The sequence below is a fragment of the Acidobacteriota bacterium genome (assembly GCA_016196035.1).
In the GTDB taxonomy this organism is placed as follows: Bacteria; Acidobacteriota; Blastocatellia; order RBC074; family RBC074; genus JACPYM01.
This window is the reverse complement of the sequence record JACPYM010000099.1, coordinates 152,318-174,147: the sequence shown is the minus strand read 5'-3', so window position 1 is coordinate 174,147 and position 21,830 is coordinate 152,318. Positions and strand designations below refer to the sequence as shown.

Below are 21,830 nucleotides of genomic sequence, written 5' to 3'. Positions count from 1 at the left end.
GGGTGCGAGTATAGCAATAAAAAATCATGCGCGCTTCCTGCCCGGATAGCGTATGATGCGCGCCGCGCGGAGAACAACCACAATCCAACACACCCAATCAATGGCCTCACCTGCTTGCCCCGCCGCGTGACCATTTCCATCTGCTACCCGGAGTGTTTCGATGCGCCCTGACCGATGGTTCCTGCTTGTTCTGTTCACCCTGCTATTTATCTGTTCACCGGCTGTATTCGCGCAAGACAGTGTTGCCGAATGCGCCAATGTCCTGCTCGCCACTAAAGACGAAGCCGCGCGCGCGGCCTGGCTCGCCGCGCATCCCGCCGCGCTTACGCCCGCGCTCGCCGCTGAATTGTTGCAGCGCGGTGAAGCGGCGCAAAAACAACGCACCCACCCGCAAACCGAAGCTGCTTTTGCCGCCGGACTGGCCGTGACGCGGCGGCTGGCGGATAAAGCCGGACAAGCGCGCTGCCTCAGAGGGCTGGGCCAGTTGCAATACGATCTGGCGCGCTATCCACAGGCCGCCGAGTTTTACCGGCAGAGCCTCGAACTCGCGCGCGCCGCCGCCGACCGTGCGAGCGAGAGCCGGGCGTTGCAAGGGCTAGGGCAAGTCAAACGTTTGCTGGGCGCCAGTGACGAGGCCTTGCGCGATTACCAGGCCGCGCTGGCATTGGCCGAACCGCTGGGCGATGAAAAGCAACTGGCGGGTTTGTTCAACGGGCTAGCCGTCGTCACGCGCGGGATGGGGCGGCTCGACGCGGCGACAGATTACATACAACGTGCCTTGGCGCTATACGACCGGCTCGACGATAAGGAAGCCCGTGCGGGCGTGCGGCTCAACCTGGGCGACATCCTGTATGCGCGCGGCTTGCTCGACGAGGCCCTGACCACTTACCAACGCGGCTTGGCGTTGAGCGAACAATTACAGGAGCGGCGCTTGTTGGGGATGTTCTACAACCAACTTGGCACCGTCGAACTGGAACGCAACAACCTGGGCGCGGCGCAGGACTATCTGGAAAAGAGTCTGCCGCTCAAACGCGCCGCCGGCGATCAGCGCGCGCTCAATTACACGCTCACCAATCTGGGCCTGCTCTATTACCGCTTGAACGATTTCAACAAGGCGCTCGAATACTATCGTCAGGCGCAGACCAGCCAGCAACAGTCAGGCGAAACGCCCGCGCTGGCCGCCTTGTTCATCAACATCGGCAGCGTCTATCAAGCGCAAGGCGAACACGCCGCCGCGCGCGCTCAGTATCAGCAGGCGTTGCAGCTTGCCGATACGCTCAAACGCGGCGACCTGCGCGCCGAAGCCGTGCAGCATCTGGCCGAGATCGCCTACGACAGCGGGCAAAAAGTCGAAGCCTGGAGCCTGTTCGAGCAAAGCCTGGCGCTGACCGAACAATCCGGCAGTCCCTACAAACGGCTGCGCGCCTACGGCAATCTGGCGATGTATTACTATCTCGAAGACCGCCCCGCCGACGCCTTACGCATGTTCGAGCGGGCAATCACGCTGACCGCAGAAAAGAAACTGGGTGGCGAACTCTGGTTTGATTACGCCGTGGCAGGCGCTGCGCTGCATAGCCTGAAGCGCTTGGATGAAGCGCACCAGATGCTCGACAAATCGCTCGCCCTGCTCGAAGCGATGCGCGGCGAACTCGGCGGCGGCCAATTGGCCGAGCCGCGCTTTCTGCGTCACCGCCTGCTGCCTTACTTTGAATTGATGAGTCTGGCCCTCACCGAAGCGCAGCCGGTTGAGGCGCTGGCCTATGCCGAACAGGCCAAGGCGCGCGTGCTCTTTGACCTGCTACAGCACGGGCGCGCCGATGTCAGCAAGTCCATGACTGAAACTGAGCGCGTTGAAGAGCGCCGCTTGAACGAAGCCATGAGCGCGCTCAATGTGCAGCGCCAGCGCGAACAGATGCGCCCGCAACCCGCCGCCGCGCGCCTGAGCGAACTGGACGCGCAGTTGGCGGAAGCGCGGCTCGCTTATGAAACCAATCAAGACACGCTCTTCGCCGCGCATCCCGACCTGCGTGTGCAACGCGGCATGCCGCCGCCTTTCACGCTCGCCACCGCTGCTGCGCTGCTGCCTGATGAACGCACGGCGCTGCTCGAATATGTCGTGCGCGATCACGAGACGTTTCTCTTCGTCGTCACGCGCGCGCCGCAACCCGCGTTGCAAGTCTTCCGACTGCCGCTGACGGGCGCGCAGGTGCAAATGCGGGTGCGCGAGTTCCGCGCCTTGCTGGCTGCGCGCAATTTGAATTTCGTCGCCATGTCCGGGCAGCTTTACGACGAATTGCTCAAACCGGCGGCGGCGCTGTTGCGCGGCAAAACGCAACTCGTGCTCGTGCCCGACAACGCGCTTTGGGAATTGCCGTTTGAAGCCTTGCGCCAAACCGGCGGCGCGGGCAAGCCGCGTTATCTGCTCGAAGATTTCACGCTGGCCCGCGCGCCGTCGCTGACCGTGCTGGTCGAGATGCAAAAGCTGCGCGCCCGGCGTGGGCCGCGCCCGCACGACGCCACCTTGCTGGCGCTCGGCAATCCGGCTTGGCCCGCTACCGCCGCCACACCGGCAACCTCATCAATGGGCGAATCCGCCGCCGCGTTGCGCGCGCTGCCCACCAAAGCGTTGCCGCAAGCCGAGACCGAAGTGAAAGCGCTCGCGCGGCTTTACGGCGCGGCGCACAGCCGCATTTACACCGGCGCCGCCGCGCGCGAAGACCGGTTTAAGGCCGAAGCCGCCGACGCTGATGTCATTCATCTGGCGGCGCACGGGTTGCTCAACGATGCCGGGCCGCTCTATTCACAGATCGTGCTCGCGCAAGACACTGCTGGCGTAATAGGCCCGGTCAGTGCGGGCGAACCCGGCAACAGCGAAGATGGCTTGTTGGAAGCATGGGAGTTGATGAAGCTGGATTTGCGCGCCGATCTGGTCGTGCTCTCGGCTTGCGAAACCGGACGCGGCGCGGTCATTCCCGGCGAAGGCGTGCTGGGCTTGAGTTGGGCGCTCTTTATCGCGGGCGCGCCGACCGTCGTCGTCAGCCAATGGCAAGTGGATGCGGACGCGACCACCGCCTTGATGATCGAATTCCACCGGCAATTGCGCCAGGCTTCCGCCGCGACCGGCACTCTCACGAAAGCCGCCGCGTTGCGCACGGCGGCGTTGAAGCTGTTGCGCGGCCCTTATCGGCACCCGTTTTATTGGGCGGGCTTTGTCGCCGTGGGCGCGGCGAACTGAACCTGGGTACGCAGCGCTTCCAGCGTGCGGATTTGGCAGCGAACGAACGAATCTCCGGCATTTTTGCGTTTGACGCCAAGCCCGCACGCTGGAAGCGCTGCGTACCCAGAGGCGGGTCTATTGCCCGCTGCCCGCCGTTTTCACCGCCGCTTTGGGCTGGCGTTTGTGGGCGTCGAACCAATCGAAGATTTCCGGAAAGGCGGGCACCGCGACGCTGCCGTGATCGCCGCCGGGCACTTCGTTGTATTTGATTTCAATGCCCAGGTCTTTGCCCGCCTTGACCATCTTGCGTGATTCTTCGACCGAGACGGTCGGGTCTTTATCGCCGTGCGTCACGATCCAGGGAACGTGCGCGATCTTTTTCAGACCTAGCACGACGGGCGGAATGCCGCCGCCTGAAATTGGCGCGAGTGCGGCAAACAGTTCGGGATTGTTCACCGCGACCGACCAGGTGCCGTAGCCGCCCATCGAATGCCCCATCAAATACACACGATTTTCATCAATGTTGAATTGGCGTTTGGCCTCTTTCAGCACGTCCAGTACGTCACGTTCCGCCGCGCCCAGGTACATCGAAGCCGAGCCGCGGCCTTTCGGGCAAACAATCAGATAGCCGTGTTTCTCGGCCTCTTCTTTGATCGCGCCTTTGGCATAGCCGTTGAAAAAGCTGTTTTCGTCGCCGCCCATGCCGTGCAGCGCGACGATGAGCGGCCATTTCTGTTTGGCGTCGTACTTGGCCGGGACAAAGAGCCGGTAGGGTTGCACCGTGTTATCCACCGCCGAATTGTAGGCCCAGGGGATGTCGCCGCGTTTGCCTTTGAGCGGATTAACGCCCTTACTGATCTGGTCGAGCATGGCATGTGCATTGGCGAATTCGCTGGCCCATGCCACGCGGTCGAGCGGCAACGATCCGTCGTTGACCATATCAATCAGCAAGGCCGTGTAATCGGCGCGCGGTAACGCCAGCAACAATTCCTGATGATTGACATCCTGATTGCGCTGCTCCAAATCGGTGCGCACGGCGGCGATGCGCGCCTTGAGTTGATTCGCTTTGGCGTTCAACTCGCGCTCGATGCGAATGCTGGCCGGTTTGACGATGGGCGCGCCCTCGACCGGCGTCAGCGTGAGCAGCAATTGGTAATTGCCGTCGCCCGCCTGCGGCAAGACGGCTTCAAGCAGCAATTCCTTGCTGAAATCCGCCGCGACCTCTTTGAGCGTTTTCAGCTCTTTCAATACTGGGGGCGGTGCGGCGCTGACGCTGGTAGTTACACCGGGTTGTGTGCGCGCTTGCGAGAGCGCCAGCGTGAGCGTGAATTTGCCGGACAGCGGTTCATCGAGCGCGAACGTTTGCGTGACTTTGATATGCGCGATTTCGCCCGGATCGAAGATGAGCTTGTTCGGCTTGAGCTGCAACGCCGTCTCAAAGGCGCGGCGCGGCGTCCATTCCTGTTTGCGCATCAACACCATGCCGTGCGCGTAATGTTTGAGCGCCTCGCCGTATTTTTGCGCGGCGTTGGCAGCCTGCGCCTGCTTTTCCAGGTTGGTGACGGCCTGGCGCGTGGCTTCATCCATTTGCGCCGTGTTTTTGACGGTGCGGAAGCCGACCGATGTGCGCAACACTTGGCTGGCATCCTGTGCGTAAGCGGGGGCATAACCAGGCAGCGCCAGCAGCAGCACGAAAAGCAACGTGGCAATGATGCGGAATTTGATTTGTCGCATGGTTGGTGACCTCAGTGTTAGGAAGTGTTTGGGAAGCGGAAACAGGCGCATCCTACGCTCAGCCTTGCGCCCGTGGCAAACAGCAACGCTTAAACCGCCGCCAGCACTTTCTCCAGAAACTCGCGATTGGCGCGCGCGTTGGCGGTCGTCTCTTCGGGCGTCGCGCCGAGTTTGCAACATTCGACCATCAGCGGCCCTTTATATCCGGCGGCTTTCAGCGTTTTGAAGACGCCCGCGAAATCCACTTTGCCCGCGCCGAATTGAATCATCACGTCGCTTTTGACTGCCGCGCAATCTTTGGCGCAAAAACCGGTCACGTGTTGCGCGATGGGTTTCAATTCCTCAATCGGGTCTTTGCCGGTGTAGTAGATGATGTTGCCCGCGTCGTACCAGATTTTGAAATTGGGTTGCTTGACCGCGTTGATGCAACGCAGAATCTCTTCCGAAGCGCCACTGCCGCCGCCGTGCGGTTTCATCACCAGCTTAATCTTTTTGTCCTGCGCATAAGCCGCCGCCTCGCTCATTACCTTGTAGTAATGCTCGTACTCTTCCGGCTTATCCACGCCGAACGTGAGCGCGAATTGCAGGCCCAGGAACTTGGCGTTATCGAGTTGCTGGCGCACTTCTTTGATGGATTCTTGCAGGGGGATGTTGTGGCGCGAACGCAGCGCGCCCATGTTCGCTTTCAAACTGTTGGCGGCGAGGCGCGCTTTCAGCTTGGTCAGATATTCGGGCGTAGCTGCTGCGCCGATGAACGGTTCGTCTCTGGTCGTCGTGAGCAAACCAGTGGTTTGATAGCCCGCCGCTTTGGTCTGTTTCAAGGTTTCGTCAAAGCTCCATTTCGTCCAGGGGCGATTGAAACAGCCGATGGGCCAATTGACCTTGGCGGCCACTGCGGGCGTGGTGTGCAAGGCCGCCAAGGTCGTGGTCAGGACAGTGGATTGGATAAAGTCGCGTCGGTTCATTGATCGGGTTTCCTCTCGTTGGTGGTGGTGAAAATAGAGGCGGATGATACGCCGCCGCGTCGCCAAATTACAGCCCAGCCCTGCGAAACATAAGCCCTTTGCCTGCCAGTCGTTTTTCGCAACTTTTCTGATCACCTCGGATTTTGTGGTGACAGCCCCAGCGGGGCGAAATGTTTATAGTGGGAGTGCGAAAGAGCACGCGAGCCCCAGCGGGGCGGTATCTGCCTCTCAGATGTCGCTCCTAACGGAGCTAAGCGCCTAGTTGCTATAAACATTTCGCGCCGCTGGCGCTGGAAAACGCTCAAACCACAAAATCCGGTAGGACTAGCAACTTTTTGAACGTTCTTCAGGCCGCTGGAAAACCATTGAGGCCACGTTCGGCTTGCGCACGCGCCAACCGGGTGGGCACGTCCGGATTGGTTTTTATCTCAATAAAACTTGGTTGTGGTGTTTTTTGCTTTGCCGCCAGTGGGGAGTGCGAAGCAGAAAAATTTCTTGCTGTAAAAGAATTGGGGCTGCCCGCGCTCCCAGGGGCTTTCGATTCTTTGCCAGCGCCGGAAAATTTACAGCGAGAAAATTTCTTCCTGTAAAAAATCCGGTGATGACAACGTAGGGCAGACCTGAGTGTCTGCCCCGGTCGCCTCTGATACCTTCGATTCCGTCTGCTGCCACCGGGGCAGACACCCAGGTCTGCCCCCTACGTTGTCACCGAAAAATTTACAGCAAGAAAAATTTTGCGGCGCGCACACAATTCGCGCCGGTTTTTACGCATGTTAGGCGGAAGGAAAAATACAGACGTTTCTCAACCGCAGAAACGCGAAGGAGGGAGCAATGCAAATTACATCCGGCAAATTGGGAACGATTCTCTGCCTGCAATTGCAAGGAAGACTCGATACGAGCATGCCGAAAAACTTTGAAGCCGAGTTGTTGCGGCTGATTGCCCAGGGCGAAACGCATTTGGTCTTTGATTGCACCCAGGTCGAACACATCAGCACCAGCGGCTTGCGCGTGTTGTTGCGCGCGTTCAAACAAATCACTTATGCCAATGGGCGCATGGCCTTTCACTCTTTGAACGAGCGCGTTCAGCGCATTTTCGATTTGGCCGGCTTGACCTTGGTCTTCCGCATCTATGCGACGCGCGAAGAGGCGTTGAGCGGCGTGCTGTTCACACAGATGCTGCCGGTCAACATTTTGAACAGTCTGCATCCACGCGGCGCGGGCGGGATTACGCCAGCAAGGAGGGCGCAATGAGAACGACGGTTCAAATGGAACTGCCCGACTTCACGGCAACGCCAGCCGTGAAGTCCCCGGCAGGGCCGCCTGCCGCGGCGTTGGCGCCCGTTACGACGGAATATCCCGGCGATTATTTCGCGCCGGAGACGCAACGTGAGCAGCCAGTCTGGCCAACTTTCCCCACCTTCGCCGAAGCGTTGCGCCTCAAAGTCGGCGTCGTGCTGGGCCGCGATCTGCGCACGCAATTCAGCGTGGTCAACGTCAGCGAAAACGTGCTGTATGAATTGAGCCTGGAGGCGGCGCAGAACCGCGCGCTCGGCGAACGCAGTGAAATCCGTGCGGCGCGCCTGCAACAGCGCCAGGCCGAGTTGCAGCGCCGTTTGCGCCAGGCCGAACGGCTGCCCGACGTGAGTTTGACCATGGGCTATTTCGCGCCGCCGGGCACGGCGGTGCTGCCGCGGCAGGTCTTCGGCGCGGGCGTGGCGGTCAAGTGGGAACCCTTCGATTGGGGCCGCAAGCGCCGCGAACTGGCCGAAACCGAAAAGAGCCTCGCGCAATCCGACAACGCCTTGCGCGAAGCCGAGGCGCAGGTGTTGCTGGACGTGAACGCGCGTTTCCGCAAGTTGGAAGAGGCGCGCGCGCTGCTGCGCGTCGTGCAAATCGCGCAACAGGCCGCGCAGGAAAAGCTGCGCGTGGCGAGCAATAAATTCAAACAGGAAGCGGCGCTGCTCAAAGACGTGTTGCAAACACAGGCCGCCGTCGCCGACGCGAATCATCAATATCAACAGGCCTTGCTGGCGTTGTTGACCGCGCGCGCCGACTTTGAAAAAGCAATCGGCGAATAAGCCCAAAGCATCTTCCCGCGAAGCCACACGAAGAAGCACGAAGCTGGTTGAATGCTCTTCGTGATCCTTCGTGTGTCTTCGTGGGAAAGGAGAAAGAGGAAATGAAATCGAATTATTGCAGTTTGCTATGGCTGTTGCTGGCCGCCGCTGCCGCCGTCGGTTGCCGCAACGCCAAAGCCTACGAAAAGCCGCTCACGCCTGTGCGCGTGCAGGCCGTTCAACCATACACGCCCGATGCCGAAAGCAGCGGCGCGCGTTATTCGGCGACGATTCGCCCCGCACAACAGCTCGAACTGGCCTTCAAACACGGCGGCTATTTGCAAGAGCTGTTGCAGGTGCGCGGGGCCGATGGCCGGTTGCGCGCCGTGCAGGAAGGCGATTGGATTCGTCGCGGCACGGTGCTGGCGCGGTTGCGCGCCGCTGATTTCACCGTCAAGGTCAACGGCGCACAGGCCCAACTGAACGAAGCCCAGGCCGCGCGCGACACCAGTCAGGCGCAACTGGCCGAGACCGAAGCCGCCTTGCGCCAGGCCCAACGCGACCTCGAACGCGCGACCAACCTGTTTGAGGCCGACAGCCTGACGCGCCCCGAATTCGACGCGGCCAAGACCAAGACCGAATTGGCCCAGGCCAAAGTCGGAGCCGCGCGCGCGCAAACCCAGGTCGTAGCGGCCAAGATCAACAGCGCCCGCGCCGTCATTGGCGAAGCTCAACTGGCGCAGGGCGACGCCGTCTTGCGCGCGCCCCTTGACGCGCTGGTGCTGCGCCGCAACTTTGAAGAAGGCAGCCTGGGCGCGCCCGGCGCGCCCAGGCTGCCGCTGGCCGAAGCCGGCGCGGTCAAGGCCGTCTTCGCCGTGCCCGACCTGACCGTGACGAATCTGAAACTGGGCGTAGAACTGGCACTGACTTGCGAGGCGCTGGCGAATGAGGAACTGCCCAAGGGTGAGTTAAGAGGACGCATCACGCGCATCGGGGCGACGGCGGATGCGCGCACGCGCGTCTTTGAGGTCGAAGTGACCATCGCGCGGCCACCCGCCGCCTTGCGCGCAGGCATGATCGCCACGCTGGTCGTGCCCGAAACCAATGCGCCCGCCTCCGCGCCGCGTCTGGTCGTGCCGCTCAGCGCGATTGTGCGCGCGCAGACGGAAAGTTACGCCGTGCTGGTCGTCGCGCATGAACAAGGCAAACAGATGGTGCGGCGGCGTGCGGTCAAGCTGGGCGCGGCCTTCGGCAATCTGATCGAAATCGTCGAAGGCTTGCAGGCCGGTGAACAAGTCGTCAGCAACGGCGCGACGGTCGTGAGTGAAGGCGAGCCAGTGCAAATCACCGAATAAACAGCGCGGCTGAAGCCGGTTTAGCGCGGAGGCGCAGCGAAGGCAGACCGCTCCAAGGGAGAAGGAAGGAGAGCTTCTTTTCCTGGCTCTCATCGCTGCGCTTCCGCGCTGAACCGGCTCTTTGAAACGTTGGTCGAAAGCTGAGCCGTGGCAACCAAGCGTTCAGAGTTCCGCCTTTAGGCGGTCAGGCGCGTAGCGCCTTGTTTGACGCGCCTGCGGCGCGCTGACCGCCTAAAGGCGGAACTCTGAACGCTTGCGCCCGCAGGGGCCGGTAAACGCTGTGTGTAGCGCTGGCGGTTGTTTCGCTTTAGCGTTCGGCTTGAGAGAACAAAACATCTTTGGAGGTCTTATGGTTTGGCAAACGATGAAAACAACCAGCCAACGGGCTGGCCTGTGCGCAATGCTGCTGGCGGCGTACGCCGCTGCCGCACTGGGGCAGACGGCCAACGCGCCATCGGTCGCCGGCACCTGGAAAGGCGAATCCGTCTGCGCCGGCAACCGCCCGGCCTGTAAGTATGAAGTCGTGGTTTACCGCTTCGTGCCGGTCGCGGGCAAGCCCGCTGTCATGCGGTTGTTGGCGGATAAGATCATCAACGGAGAGAGAGTGCCGATGGGCGCGCTGGAGTTTCAATACGACCAAACGAAAGGAACGCTTTCCTGCGAATTCACGGCTGGCAGTACGCACGGCCTCTGGCAATTCCAGGTCTCAGGCGATGCGTTGGAAGGGTCGCTCGTCATCCTGCCCGACAAAGCATTGGCGCGCAAGGTAAAGGCGAAGCGGGCAAACTTGCGGGACGTGCCGCCAGCGCCTGCGGAAAAGCTCTACGACGGAAACTAAGCTGCTGACGGGAGAAATCATCATGTCCAATTCCAATCACGGTACCCAAGCCTTGCTCGAAAAACCCAATGCCGCGCGCTTCTTTACCGAGACGCGTCACATCGCGTGGGTGCTGTTCGTCGTGACGTTGTTGTGGGGCGCGTACAGTTACCACGCGATGCCCAAGCGCAAAGACCCCGAAGTCGCCATCCGCCGCGCCGTCGCCATCTGCGCCTGGCCCGGCGTCAGCGCCGAACGCATCGAACAGCAAGTCGTCCGCAAGCTCGAAGCCAAGCTTGCGCTCAACCCGCGCGTCGAAAAAATCGAAGCCAGCGCGCGCACGGGCGCGGCCATCGTTTACGTATCGCTCGACGAAAAGGTCAAAGACATCGGCAAGGAATTCGACGACATTCGGTTAAAGCTCGACAGCATCCGCGACCTGCCGCCGGGCGCGGGGCCGGTTGAATTCTTGAAGGATTTCGGCGACACGGCGGCGCTGATGCTGACCGTCGCCAGTCCGCGCGCCGATGAAATGGTCGTCGCGCAACGCGCGCGCCGTGCGCCAGGTGATTGAACAAACACGCGCTGACAAAGCCGAGAACCGCGCCGCACTGGTCATCGGCTTGCCACCCGCCACCACGCCGCGCCACGTCAACGCCGCGCAGGAAGCCGTCGCGCGCGCGTTGCACGCCACAGGCATCAGCGGCGAAGTCCGCCGTTTCACCGGCAACGGCTTCATCGGCTTTGATCTCGCCAGCATTGCAGACAAAGGGCGTGACGACGCGACGTTGATCGCCGCCGCGCAACACAGCTTGCGCGAAGCGTTGCCAGTTGCAGGCTTTCAACCCGACCTGTGGCAACCGGTCATGATCCGTGATCTGCAAGAAACCGAAACCAAACTGCGCGCCGCCGCGCCCGACAAATACAGTTACCGCGAATTGGATGACCACACCGACCTGATCGCGCGCACCTTGCAGGCCGTGCCGCTGGTGTCGAAAGTCACACGCACGGGCCGTCTGGCCGAGCGCGTTTTTCTGGATTATTCGCAAGAGCGGCTGGCGGCCTTGGGCGTGCAACCGGCGGCCTTGGGGCAAGTTCTGGGGGCGCGCAACAGCGCCGCGCCGGGCGGGGTGCTGGAAATCGGCGACAAGAACCTGGCCGTCAATCCTTCGGGCGAATTCAAGAGCGCACGCGAAATCGGCGACGCGGTAGTGACGGCTTCGGCCAATGGCTTGCCGGTCTATGCGCGCGATCTGGTAGACGTGTCGCGCGGGTACGAAGACCCGCCGCGCTTTTTGAACTACTACACTTGGCGCGACGCCGGCGGGCCATGGCAACGCACCCGCGCCATCACGCTGGCCGTGCAGATGCGCGCGGGCGAACAGATCGGCGCCTTCGGTCAAGCCGTAGACACCGCACTGGCCGCTTTGCAACCGCGACTGCCGGCGGATTTGCTATTGGCGCGCACGTCGGATCAACCGCTGCAAGTCAAGGAAAGCATCGGCCTGTTTATGCGCAGCCTGTGGGAAGCGATCTTGCTCGTCGTCATCATCGCCTTTATCGGTTTCCGCGAATGGCGTTCGGCGGCGCTGGTGGCGCTTTCGATTCCGGTGGCGCTGGCGCTGACCTTCGGGTTGATGCACCTGCTGGGCCTTGATTTGCAGCAGGTTTCGATTGCCTCGCTCATCATCGCGCTGGGCTTGTTGGTGGATGATCCGGTGGTGGCCAGCGATGCGATCAAACGCGAATTGGCGGCGGGCAAACCGCGTGGCATGTCGGCCTGGCTGGGGCCGATGAAACTGGCGCAGGCGATCTTTTATGCGACGGTGACCAACATCGTGGCCTATCTGCCGCTGTTGTTGGTGGGCGGCACCGTGGGGCAATTCATTTACAGTTTGCCCGTGGTGATTGCGTGTTCGCTGGTAGCCTCGCGCATCGTTTCGATGACCTTCATTCCGCTGCGGGGCTATCACCTGCTGAAACCGAGCGCACAACCGGAACGCACCTTGACCGAACAACGCGCGCGCGGCTTTTCAGGCTTGTATTACCGCGCGGGCATCTGGGCCTTGGAGAACCGGCGCAAGGTCGTGTTGGCCTCGCTGGCGTTGTTGTTGGTGGGCGGCGGCTTGACCGTGACGCAGTTGCGCACGGAGTTTTTCCCGAAGGATTTGTCGTACCTCTCGTACCTCGACATTTATCTGCCCGAAGACGCGCCGCTCGCGGCGACCAACAATGCGGCCAGCAAAGCCGAAGCCATCGTGCGCGAAGTGGCCGCGCGTTACGGCAAAGAACACGCGGGCCGGGATGTGCTGCATTCGCTCACGTCGTTTGTCGGTGGCGGCGGGCCGCGCTTCTGGTATTCCGCCGCGCCCGAACAGCCGCAGTTGAATTACGCGCAAGTCGTGATTCAGGTGAACGACAAGCACGACACCGCGCTACTGGTCGCGCCCTTGCAACAGGCGCTGTCGGCGCAAATCCCCGGCGCGCGTGTGGACGTGCGGCAACTCGAAAACGGCAAACCCGTCGGCATTCCCGTCGCCGTGCGTCTGGCGGGCGAAGACAGCGCGACCCTGCGCGCGCAGGCCGAAAAGGTCAAAGCCATCTTCCGCGCCATCCCGCAAGCCGACCGCATCCGCGACGATTGGGGCGCCGAAAGTTTCACCGCCAATCTGAACGTCAATGCCGACCGCGCCAATCTGGCGAATGTGTCGAATCTGGATGTGGCGGCTTCTTCGGCGGCGGGGATCAATGGCATGCGCGTGACGACGCTGCGCGACGGGGAACAGCAAATCCCCGTCGTGGCGCGGCTGCGGGCGGTGGAACGCGCGCAGTTGTCCGACTTGCAAAACCTCTATGTTTACGCGCAACAAAACGCGAACAAAGTGCCGCTGCGGCAGCTTGCGCGCGTGGATTACAAAATGGAGGCGGCCAAGCTGGTGCGCCGCAATCAATTCCGCACCATCACTATCTCGTGCGTGCCCGTGCCTGGCGTCTTGCCGTCGCAAGTCTTCAAGGCGGCGCAAAAACAACTCGACGATTTCGCGCAAACGCTGCCGCCCGGTTACACGCTGGAAATCGGCGGCGAACGCGAAGAGCGGCTCAAAGGCTTCCAGGATTTGGGCGTCGTGTTGCTGGTGTCGGTGCTGGCGATCTTTCTGGCGCTGGTGTTGCAGTTCAAACATGCGCTCAAACCGCTGTTGGTCTTTTCGGCGATCCCGTTCGGCCTGGTGGGCGCACTGGCGGCGCTGGCGTTGGCGGACGTGCCCTTTGGCTTTATGGCTTTCCTGGGTATCGCCAGCCTGATCGGCGTAATCGTCTCACACGTGATCGTGCTCTTCGATTTTGTCGAAGAGAAACGCGAACAGGGCGCGCCACTGACCGAGGCGTTGTTGGATGCTGGCGTCGTGCGCCTGCGGCCCGTGATGATTACCGTAGGGGCAACGGTTTTTGGCCTGATTCCCCTGGCCATGCACGGCGGGCCGTTGTGGGAAGGGCTGTGTTACGCCCAAATCGGCGGGCTGATTCTGGCGAATTATGTGACGAAGCTGTTGGTGCCTGCGCTGTATGCGATCTTTGTGCTCGACCTGAAATGGATTCGCTGGGAGAAAAGCGCGACCGGCCGCTTGCCGCTTTTATCGGGCCGCCTGGTCAGTGGCGCGTTGCCGAAATTCAACGATCAAACAGCTTGAGGCGGTTGGCCGAAGGCCCGGCGAAATCTACCACGAATTAATGCGGCAAATAATGGTTGCTTTTCGGAATCTTTCTGCGCTTTAATCCGGTTCCAGGCCGCAACTCACGAACGTCAGTGCCAAGCATCCTGTTGCGCATGTTTTTCGGCAACTTTCAGCGGTAATTCCACTAGCCGCCCTGCGGTTGCTCATCCGTAATTCACCAGTTCCCCAGCGTTGAACCGTATGATTCAGGGAGAAATTCATATCCTGCCTTTGTCAGACCTTGTGCAATGGCTGGCGCTTAACCAGCGCTCCGGTTCGTTGAAAGTGACACGGGAAAATTACAGCATCGAGATTTTCTTTGCGAAAGGGGAAATCGCCGCCGCTGCGGCCAGCAATCATCCCGTGTTGGATAACCCGGAAAAAGTGATGGGTGCGTTTAACGCGGTGCTCAAATGGCCCGTGGGCCGGTTTGCCTTTGACGAAGGCGCACTGCCGTTGTGGGTGTCAGTCGTCAATCTGCGCCTCGCGGCTGACGCGATCTTGCGCCGGGCCACTGGCCCGCTTGTCCAGCCGCCAGTCGCAGCCAGGTTGGACGAAGTGGCGACGGTTGGCCATTCCGCCGGTTTGCTGAATCCCGCCGAAACCTTACGCTTCAAAATCATGGACCACATTATGCGGGAAGATTTCAACCTGCCCGCCATGCCGCCATTGGCGGCGCGCGTGCTGGAATTGACCCGGCAGCCCAACTACTCATTGCGCGATCTCGGCAATGCGATTTTGGCCGATCAGGCGGTCGCCGCCCGTATTTTGCGCTATGCCAATTCAGCCCGCCAGCGGGCCGAACGTGAAATCGTTTCGCTGGCGGCGGCGTTGCAACGTCTGGGCGCTGATGAGGTCGTCAACATCGTGCTGGCTGCTTCGTTGCAAGCCCGCCGTCTGGGGCGTGATGTCTTTGCCGAAGACAAGCGCCGTCTCTGGCTGCACTCTGCCACGGCGGCCTTTGTGGCGCGGGCGTTGGCGGCGCAGCTGCGGCTGGAACGCAATGTCGCGTTTTTGTGCGGGTTGATGATGGATTTCGGCATGAACGTTCTCTATTCGGTGATCCAGGACATTTTGATTCGCGATGCGCGCTCTGGCCCCTTTCCGACCCTGATGATTCAACAGGTCGTACAGGACTTCCACCCTTCTATTGGCCGTCTGGTCGGCGAAAAATGGCAATTGCCCGCGACCGTCATTCAGGCGATGGCGTATCACCATTGCGTCGAAGGGTTGGAGACCGAAAACCCATATATTCCGATCACGACCCTGGCGGATTATCTGGCCGATTTTGCCCTGGGGATGCCACGCGCCGCCTTAGAGGAAGCGCTCTTGACCTTTAGCCCGGAGCAATTGGCCGCGCATCCGGCGGCGCAACGCCTGGGCCTGGATGCCGCTGCCGCTGCCAGCCTGCTGGCGAACCTCGCCGTTATCGTTGAGCAAGCGCACGAACTGGCGGCGAATTGAATGCTGCCGGAAATTCTCTGCTAAAAGCGGAAGTGGCGGTTGCATACAGCGCCATTGTGTTGGGACCGGGGTGCCTCAGTTAGTTCGGGGTTGAATTGCATAGCAGGCAAAGTCAACCACGAGCTTGGCCTGTCAAAGGTTGAGAACCAATCTCCGGTGATGTCCTAAAGCTGTGTTGCTGTCGCCGCGAAAAATCTCGGCCACGAAGACACATGAAGTACACACGAAGTTCTGCCCTACTCTTCGTGTGTACTTCGGGTGTCTTCGTGGACAGCAGTTCCTGTTTTCAGACAGCAACACACGCATAGGACACCACTCAATCTCCAGCCCGCTTTTGTTTTCTGCCGCACTTGGTGAAGAATTACGGCCATGACGCTCGACGAAAAACTGCAAAGCCTGCCCCTCCAACCGGGTTGTTACCTGCACAAGAACGCCAAGGGCCAGATTATCTACATCGGCAAGGCCAAGAACTTGCGCAACCGCGTGCGCCAGTATTTCCAGACGGCGCGCATTGTGGATTTGAAGACGCGCGAACTGGTCGCTCGCATCGTAGATTTTGAGTACATCGTCACCGACAGTGAGAAAGAAGCCCTCGTCCTCGAATCGAATCTGATCAAGCTGCACAAGCCGCGTTACAACGTGATGCTCAAGGATGATAAGCAGTATCCGCATCTGAAGCTCACCATTAACGAAGATTTTCCGCGCCTGCTGAAAACACGCCGCGTTGATAAAGACGGCGGGATGTATTACGGCCCATATTTGCCCGCGTCGCTGGCTGACAAAACGCTGACGCTGGTCAACCGCGAATTTCAATTGCGCAGTTGTTCGGACGAGGTCTACGAGATTTACAAACGCGCCAAACGTCCGTGCATGGAATACCAGATCAAACGCTGCCTGGGGCCTTGCCAAAAAGATTTGTGCACGCCGACCCAATACGCCGAAACGGTCAATGACGTGCGCTTGCTGATGGACGGCAAAGACAAAGAACTGGCCGACTCGTTGGAAGGGCGCATGCTCGCGGCGTCGGAGGAATTGCGCTTTGAGCAGGCGGCCAAGTATCGCGACCTGCTGCGCACGGTGCGTGCCCTGCGCGAACAGCAGAAGATGATGGCGCAGCCGGATCAGGACATTGACATCTTTGGCTATTACCGAGAAGCGCAGCAGTTGGCGTTGCAGCTTTTCACCATGCGCGAGGGCAAGATCGTCGGGCGGCGCGAATTTTATTGGGAAGATGTGTCGGTGGACAATTTCAATCCGGGCGAATTTCTGGGCGCAGTACTAGAGCAGTATTACACCATCGGCAATTACGTGCCGCTCGAAATCCACGTGCCGGTGGATTGGGAAAACCGCGAATTGCTGGAGCAGGTCTTGACCGAAAAGCGCGGGCGGCGCGTGCGCATCCTCGATCCGCAACGTGGGCAGAAGCGCGAGATGATTGATCTGGTCGAAAAGAACGCCAAGATCGGTTTCGAGCAGCGCTTTCGCGTCATCAAGCCGGATTGGACGCGCGTGCTGGTGGAATTGCAGGAAGTCTTAGTCTTGCCCGGCATCCCGCAGCGCATCGAATCGTTTGACATCTCGCACATCCAGGGCGCCGAGAACGTCGGCGGCATGGTGGTGTGCGAAGACGGCACGATGAAAAAGAGCGATTACCGCAAGTTCATCATCAAGACGGTCGCGGGCGCGGACGATTTCGCCTCGATGCGCGAGGTCGTCGCGCGGCGTTACTCAAGGCTGTTGAAAGAGGAGAAGCCATTGCCCGATGTGATTTTCATTGATGGCGGCAAAGGGCAACTCTCGGCGGCTTCGGCGGCGTTGTTTGAATTGGGCTTGGGCACGCTGCCGTTAGTCGGGTTGGTCAAACCGCCGCGCAAACACGAAGAGATCAGCCACCTGCTGGTCTGGGGCAGGGAAGACGAACCGGTATTTCTGGAACCGACCTCGCCCGTGATGCGGCTGGTAAAAATGATTCGCGACGAGACGCACCGCTATGCCATCAGCTTCCACCGGCAGCGCCGCACCGCGCGCGATTTCACTTCGGAACTGAATGCGATCCCGGGTGTGGGCGAAAAACTGCGCGAACGGCTGCTGCGCAATTTCGGCAGTTTGAAACGTGTCAGTGAAGCGAGCTTGGTGGAGTTGCGGCCATTTGTGGGCGAGAAGCAGGCGGAGCGGATCGTGGAATACTTTCAACGTCAGAATAGCACTGAAGAAGAAAGCTAGCGTTTCTTCGCGCGTTTAGGTTTTTGCGCGGCGAGCGCCTCTTTCACTTCTTTGTCAGGCACAGGGACGAGCACCGGTTTGGGCGGCGGGAACACAATGCGGTCGTAAACAGCGGCGAGCTTTAAGGCGCAATTGATTGAGGTGAGTTTAACAGCGGACGGCAAGCCGATGGCTGCCGAATACAGCCACTCGCTTTTGCCCTTTTGGTTGCTGAAGTGTTCGATGCTGGCGCGATCCTGGGCGATCAACAGATAGTCGGTCAGCGTCTTGATCGTGCGGTAGCGGGCAAATTTTTCCACGCGGTCGTGTGTTTCGGTCGAGGGCGACAAGACTTCGATAATGACTTTGGGGTTGAGCACAACATCTTTGTGATGATCGTGAAAGACAGGCTCGCCACAGACAATCGTGATGTCGGGATAAGAAAACAAATCCTGAGGATCGGTTCTGATTTTCTGATCTGAGGTGAAGCCAAAACATTCTGTCTCGCGCAGGTGCGGGCCAATTGACGCAATGACATTGAAACAGATCCGGTTGTGCGGCGGACTGCCGCCTGCCATCGCATAAATAAATCCGTCAATATATTCGTGCTTTGTTTCAGCAGCGCGTTCAAAAGTTAAATACTCTTCCGGCGTAAAGCGGAATTTACTTTGCGGATATGCCACGGTGAACTTGCCTCCTCTGCCCGGAACGTTGTTGGCGCCTGCATCTTAACGACCCCATCCAAACTTGTCATGTTTTCCTTCCGAACAGTGAAACCTGGCCCGCCTTTTTCGCACCAACATCGCGGGAACTTTCCGAAGTGTTCCCCGTAATTGCAAATGTTCAATCATCCGAACCGCTGCTTACTTGATAACACGATTGAGAAATAGAATTGATGAATTGATAAATTGACTGCGGACGTTGAGTTCGCTACCGGACAATGCCAATCCCGGAAGCGGACAAGAAACGCTGCAATCCCCGCAGTCGGCTGCGTTCAAGCTTCAGTTTCCTGCGTACTTAGCTTCAGCAGAAAAGCTGGCACAGAGATTGTTTAGTTCTGGCCGGACTTTTTTCTTCAACACGCTGCCCTGTGCGGCAGTAGACAGATTCAAACGAGCACCTTCACAGAGAAGATGAGGTAGAGGTAACACCAATGAAAAGTGCAGAAGCATTAGACGTCCAAACCGTCCCATCCATTAAGCCTGCTTTGCAACCGCGCCCGGCGCTGACCCTGGTCAACACGCAGCGCATTACTGCCCTGGAACATTCCGAATGTTTTCTCGGCGTCAGCCCGAATGTAGCCGCGCTCAAAGAGTTCATCGGCGTGCAGGCCGCCCAGCGCCCGCTGGGCGGGGCTGTTTTATTCATCGGCGAACGCGGCTTGCGGCAAGAGCAAATCGCCCGCGTCTTGCATCAGGCCAGCGAAGATTGGGCGCAACCCTTTATGTCGGTCAACGCGCACGGCCTGAGCAATGAGGCATTGCACACCTTGTTATTCGGCTCGCGCGGGATGATCGAAAGCAATCCGCACGGCACCATTTACATCAACGAATTGACTAGCCTGCCGCCGCTGTTACAACAGCGCTTTGCCGCCCACTTGGAAGAACAACGCTGGCGCGCGCATAGCGGGCGCGCGCAAGGGCCGCGGCTGGTTTTCGCCACCGAATATGACCCGGCGGGCATGCGGGCTGAAAATCGCATCGCCTATGGCTTGGTCGAATTGCTCAAACCATACAGCTTCACGGTCAAACCGTTGCGCGAACGCAGCGAGGACATTTCCTATTTGGCGCGACATCTGGTTGAGCGCCTGACGCGCAAGTTGGGCAAAGGGCAGCATGAGATTTCCGCGCCTGCCATGCGCGTACTGACCGAATATAACTGGACGGGCAACATTGACGAGTTGGAAGCGGTGTTGGAATGCGCTATCGAAGCCACCCCGCCGCCACAAATTGATGAATCGTTGCTGCCTTCGCGTTTGCGCTTCGCCACACTGCGGGCGATTCCTGACACCGGGGTTGACCTGCCGCAGATGGTGGATGATTACGAACGCACGCTGATCGAAACGGCGCTACGCCAAACGGGCGGCAACCAGACCAGGGCTTCGGCCATGCTCGGCTTGCGTGTGCAAACGTTGAATATGAAATTGAAGCGCTTCCGTGAATTGGGGCAGGAAGTGAAGTGGTGAGCTATAGGGAAAACACACCAAGATGTCGGGTCGGAAAGCCAGCGGAGCGGTACGGAACCGGGAGCGATAGCGACCGGGTACTCCCGCATAGGTCTCACGCCGAGTCACCCGGTCCCGGTTCCGTACTGGCGCATTTCGGGCATCTTATAGCGGTTTTCAACTTGTGTGTTCAGGGCCGCGCAAGGTGTAAGGCGGGTTACTAACCCGCCTTACACCTTGCTACCTGCACATCCAAAGTAAAACCGCTGTAGTGTAGCGCTTCTATAGGCCGCCGCAAAAAAAGCGCACAAGTCACAAAAGGAAATCAGACCGATTCAAGCCGGTAGAAATCCTTTTTGTGTCTTGTGCGCTTTTTTGCGGCACCATGTTCTATCTCTGGTCTCCGGCAACAAAGCGATACCCCACGCTGCGCACGGTCAACAGATGTTTTGGTTGCGAGGGTTCCTCTTCGATGTAGCGGCGCAAGCGCACGATGAAATTGTCTATCGCGCGGGTGTCGGTGTCTTCGTGCAGCCCCCACACCTCTTCCAACAGACTGCGGCGCGAAACGGCCTGGCCTTCGTGCTTGATCAGGTAGCGCAGCAGGTCGGCTTCCATCAGCGTCAATTGCACGGTGCGCGTGCCGAGGCGCAATTCCAGCGCGCCAAAATCAATCGTCTTGCCCGCAAATTGAAAGATCGCCGGTTCCGCTTCCAGGGGAACTTGGCCCGCGCTCGCCGGCGCTGTTTCGCCCTTTGCCTGATGCAACCATTGATGTCGCCGCAACAAGCCGCCCAGCCGCGCCAGCAGGATGCTCAACTCGAAAGGTTTGGGTAGATAATCGTCCGCACCCGCCTCAAAGCCTTGTAACACGTCTTCGGCCCGGCCCCGCGCCGTCAGCATCAGGATCGGGACGAATTGGCCCGCCGCGCGCAATTCCGCCGCCACTTCAAAGCCATTTTTGCCTGGCAGCATGACGTCGAGCAGGACGACATCAAACGGTTGCGGTTTTTGCAGCAGCAAGGCCAGCGCCGTTTCACCATCACCGGCAATCTCGACGGCATAGCCTTCCGCTTCCAAATTGAAGCGCAACACGTTGGCCAGGTGTTGTTCGTCCTCGACCAGCAAGACCCGTTTCATTGTGTAGCTTCCACTTTGCTCAATTTCGTTTCCGGCTTGGCACGTGGTTCCGGCACGCGGGGCAATTGGATGGTAAACGTGCTGCCCAAGCCTTCGCCCGCGCTCTCGGCGAATACTTTGCCGCCGTGTTTATCAATCACCGAACGCACGATGAAGAGGCCCAAGCCGCTGCCTTTGATCGCCAACGCCACCCGGCGCGGCACGCGATGAAAGCGTTTGAAAATGCGTTTGAGCTGTTCGCGCGGAATGCCGATGCCCTGATCGGTGACGCGCAACTCGACCCGTTTGGGCGTAGGCGCGGCCAATTCAACGGCGATGTCCAGTTGCTTGTCCGAATACTTGACCGCGTTGTCTATCAGGTTCGAGATGGCCGCGCGCAATTCCTCGGGATCGCCTTTGACCAGCGCTTTTTCATCGGCGGAGAGACTGGACTTGAAACGCAACGCCGTCTCAGAAAGGTTCAACCGCATGCGCGCGAGTTCCAGACACTCACGCACCAACTCATTGAATTCGATCACCGCCTGCTGAATCTGGCGTTGGCTGTGGCCGGTGCGTCCGGCGCGCAAGACCTGTTCGACCGTGTGCAACAAACGGTCGCTGTCGGCCAGCATGATGCGGTAAAACTCCTGCCGCTTGGCCTCGTCCACTTCGCGCGTTTGCAGCGTTTCCAGATATAGGCGGATCGAGGCAATCGGTGTTTTCAATTCGTGGGTGACGGCGTTGATGAAACTATCGTGTTGCTCGTTGAGCCGGATTTCGCGGATCAGGAAGATCGTGTTCAGCACCAGCCCGGCAATGATGACGATAAAAAAGATCACCCCGGCCACCATCAAGGCGACCTCGCGCCAGTTCAGAATGACCCAGCCGACGTTCAGCGCCGCCGCCAGTGCCACCAGACACGCGCCCAACACGGTGAAAAAGATGATCGAAGTTTTACGCTGGCTCTTCAGTCGCATCGTGCGCGTATTGTAGGCGAGGGCAAGGCGATTCGGCTACTTGTGT

At 59.6% G+C, this 21,830-nt stretch carries 14 protein-coding genes and 1 pseudogene; 10 read left to right on the top strand and 5 right to left on the bottom strand.

Annotated features, from left to right (window positions below; all coding sequences use genetic code 11):
* Positions 1 to 160: 160 nt before the first annotated feature.
* Positions 161 to 3,235, top strand: a complete 3,075-nt coding sequence (locus tag HY011_28675; protein ID MBI3426922.1) for a CHAT domain-containing protein — start codon at positions 161 to 163, stop codon at positions 3,233 to 3,235.
* Between the two features lie 117 nt (positions 3,236 to 3,352).
* On the opposite strand, the gene HY011_28670 is transcribed toward HY011_28675, so the two are convergent.
* Positions 3,353 to 4,951, bottom strand: coding sequence for a prolyl oligopeptidase family serine peptidase (locus HY011_28670; GenBank protein MBI3426921.1), 1,599 nt, complete (start codon positions 4,949 to 4,951; stop codon positions 3,353 to 3,355).
* Positions 4,952 to 5,040: 89 nt separating this feature from the next.
* Positions 5,041 to 5,916, bottom strand: a complete 876-nt coding sequence (locus HY011_28665; GenBank protein ID MBI3426920.1) for a sugar phosphate isomerase/epimerase — start codon at positions 5,914 to 5,916, stop codon at positions 5,041 to 5,043.
* A gap of 335 nt (positions 5,917 to 6,251) precedes the next feature.
* Between HY011_28665 and HY011_28660 the strand changes: the two genes are divergently transcribed.
* From HY011_28660 to uvrC, 8 genes and pseudogenes are all read left to right on the top strand, one after another.
* On the top strand, positions 6,252 to 6,506 hold the full coding sequence (locus tag HY011_28660; GenBank protein MBI3426919.1) for a hypothetical protein: 255 nt from the start codon (positions 6,252 to 6,254) through the stop codon (positions 6,504 to 6,506).
* A gap of 241 nt (positions 6,507 to 6,747) precedes the next feature.
* Positions 6,748 to 7,167, top strand: coding sequence for an STAS domain-containing protein (locus HY011_28655; GenBank protein MBI3426918.1), 420 nt, complete (start codon positions 6,748 to 6,750; stop codon positions 7,165 to 7,167).
* Positions 7,164 to 7,994 (top strand): TolC family protein, encoded by an 831-nt coding sequence (locus HY011_28650; GenBank protein MBI3426917.1) that lies wholly within the window; start codon positions 7,164 to 7,166, stop codon positions 7,992 to 7,994. The genes HY011_28655 and HY011_28650 overlap by 4 nt, the downstream gene beginning before the upstream one ends.
* 101 nt (positions 7,995 to 8,095) lie before the next feature.
* Positions 8,096 to 9,328 (top strand): efflux RND transporter periplasmic adaptor subunit, encoded by a 1,233-nt coding sequence (locus HY011_28645; protein ID MBI3426916.1) that lies wholly within the window; start codon positions 8,096 to 8,098, stop codon positions 9,326 to 9,328.
* A 349-nt stretch (positions 9,329 to 9,677) separates the two neighbouring features.
* Entirely contained in the window at positions 9,678 to 10,166 is a 489-nt protein-coding gene (locus HY011_28640) for a hypothetical protein (GenBank protein MBI3426915.1), read from the top strand.
* A gap of 22 nt (positions 10,167 to 10,188) precedes the next feature.
* Positions 10,189 to 13,834 (top strand): annotated as a pseudogene (locus HY011_28635) (efflux RND transporter permease subunit).
* A gap of 225 nt (positions 13,835 to 14,059) precedes the next feature.
* Positions 14,060 to 15,322 (top strand): HDOD domain-containing protein, encoded by a 1,263-nt coding sequence (locus HY011_28630; GenBank protein ID MBI3426914.1) that lies wholly within the window; start codon positions 14,060 to 14,062, stop codon positions 15,320 to 15,322.
* A gap of 369 nt (positions 15,323 to 15,691) precedes the next feature.
* Positions 15,692 to 17,545, top strand: coding sequence for an excinuclease ABC subunit UvrC (uvrC, locus tag HY011_28625; protein MBI3426913.1), 1,854 nt, complete (start codon positions 15,692 to 15,694; stop codon positions 17,543 to 17,545).
* On the opposite strand, the gene HY011_28620 is transcribed toward uvrC, so the two are convergent.
* Positions 17,542 to 18,207: a Uma2 family endonuclease gene (locus HY011_28620; protein MBI3426912.1), complete on the bottom strand. Its 666-nt coding sequence runs from the start codon at positions 18,205 to 18,207 to the stop codon at positions 17,542 to 17,544. The genes uvrC and HY011_28620 overlap by 4 nt on opposite strands.
* Before the next feature lie 470 nt (positions 18,208 to 18,677).
* On the opposite strand from HY011_28620, the gene HY011_28615 reads away from it, so the two are divergent.
* Entirely contained in the window at positions 18,678 to 19,709 is a 1,032-nt protein-coding gene (locus HY011_28615) for a sigma-54-dependent Fis family transcriptional regulator (protein ID MBI3426911.1), read from the top strand.
* Positions 19,710 to 20,078: 369 nt separating this feature from the next.
* Here HY011_28615 and HY011_28610 read toward each other — a convergent pair whose 3' ends face one another.
* Together HY011_28610 and HY011_28605 are read right to left on the bottom strand one after the other, a co-directional pair.
* Positions 20,079 to 20,828: a response regulator transcription factor gene (locus tag HY011_28610; GenBank protein MBI3426910.1), complete on the bottom strand. Its 750-nt coding sequence runs from the start codon at positions 20,826 to 20,828 to the stop codon at positions 20,079 to 20,081.
* Positions 20,825 to 21,784, bottom strand: coding sequence for a HAMP domain-containing histidine kinase (locus HY011_28605; protein MBI3426909.1), 960 nt, complete (start codon positions 21,782 to 21,784; stop codon positions 20,825 to 20,827). The genes HY011_28610 and HY011_28605 overlap by 4 nt, the downstream gene beginning before the upstream one ends.
* Positions 21,785 to 21,830 lie beyond the last annotated feature (46 nt).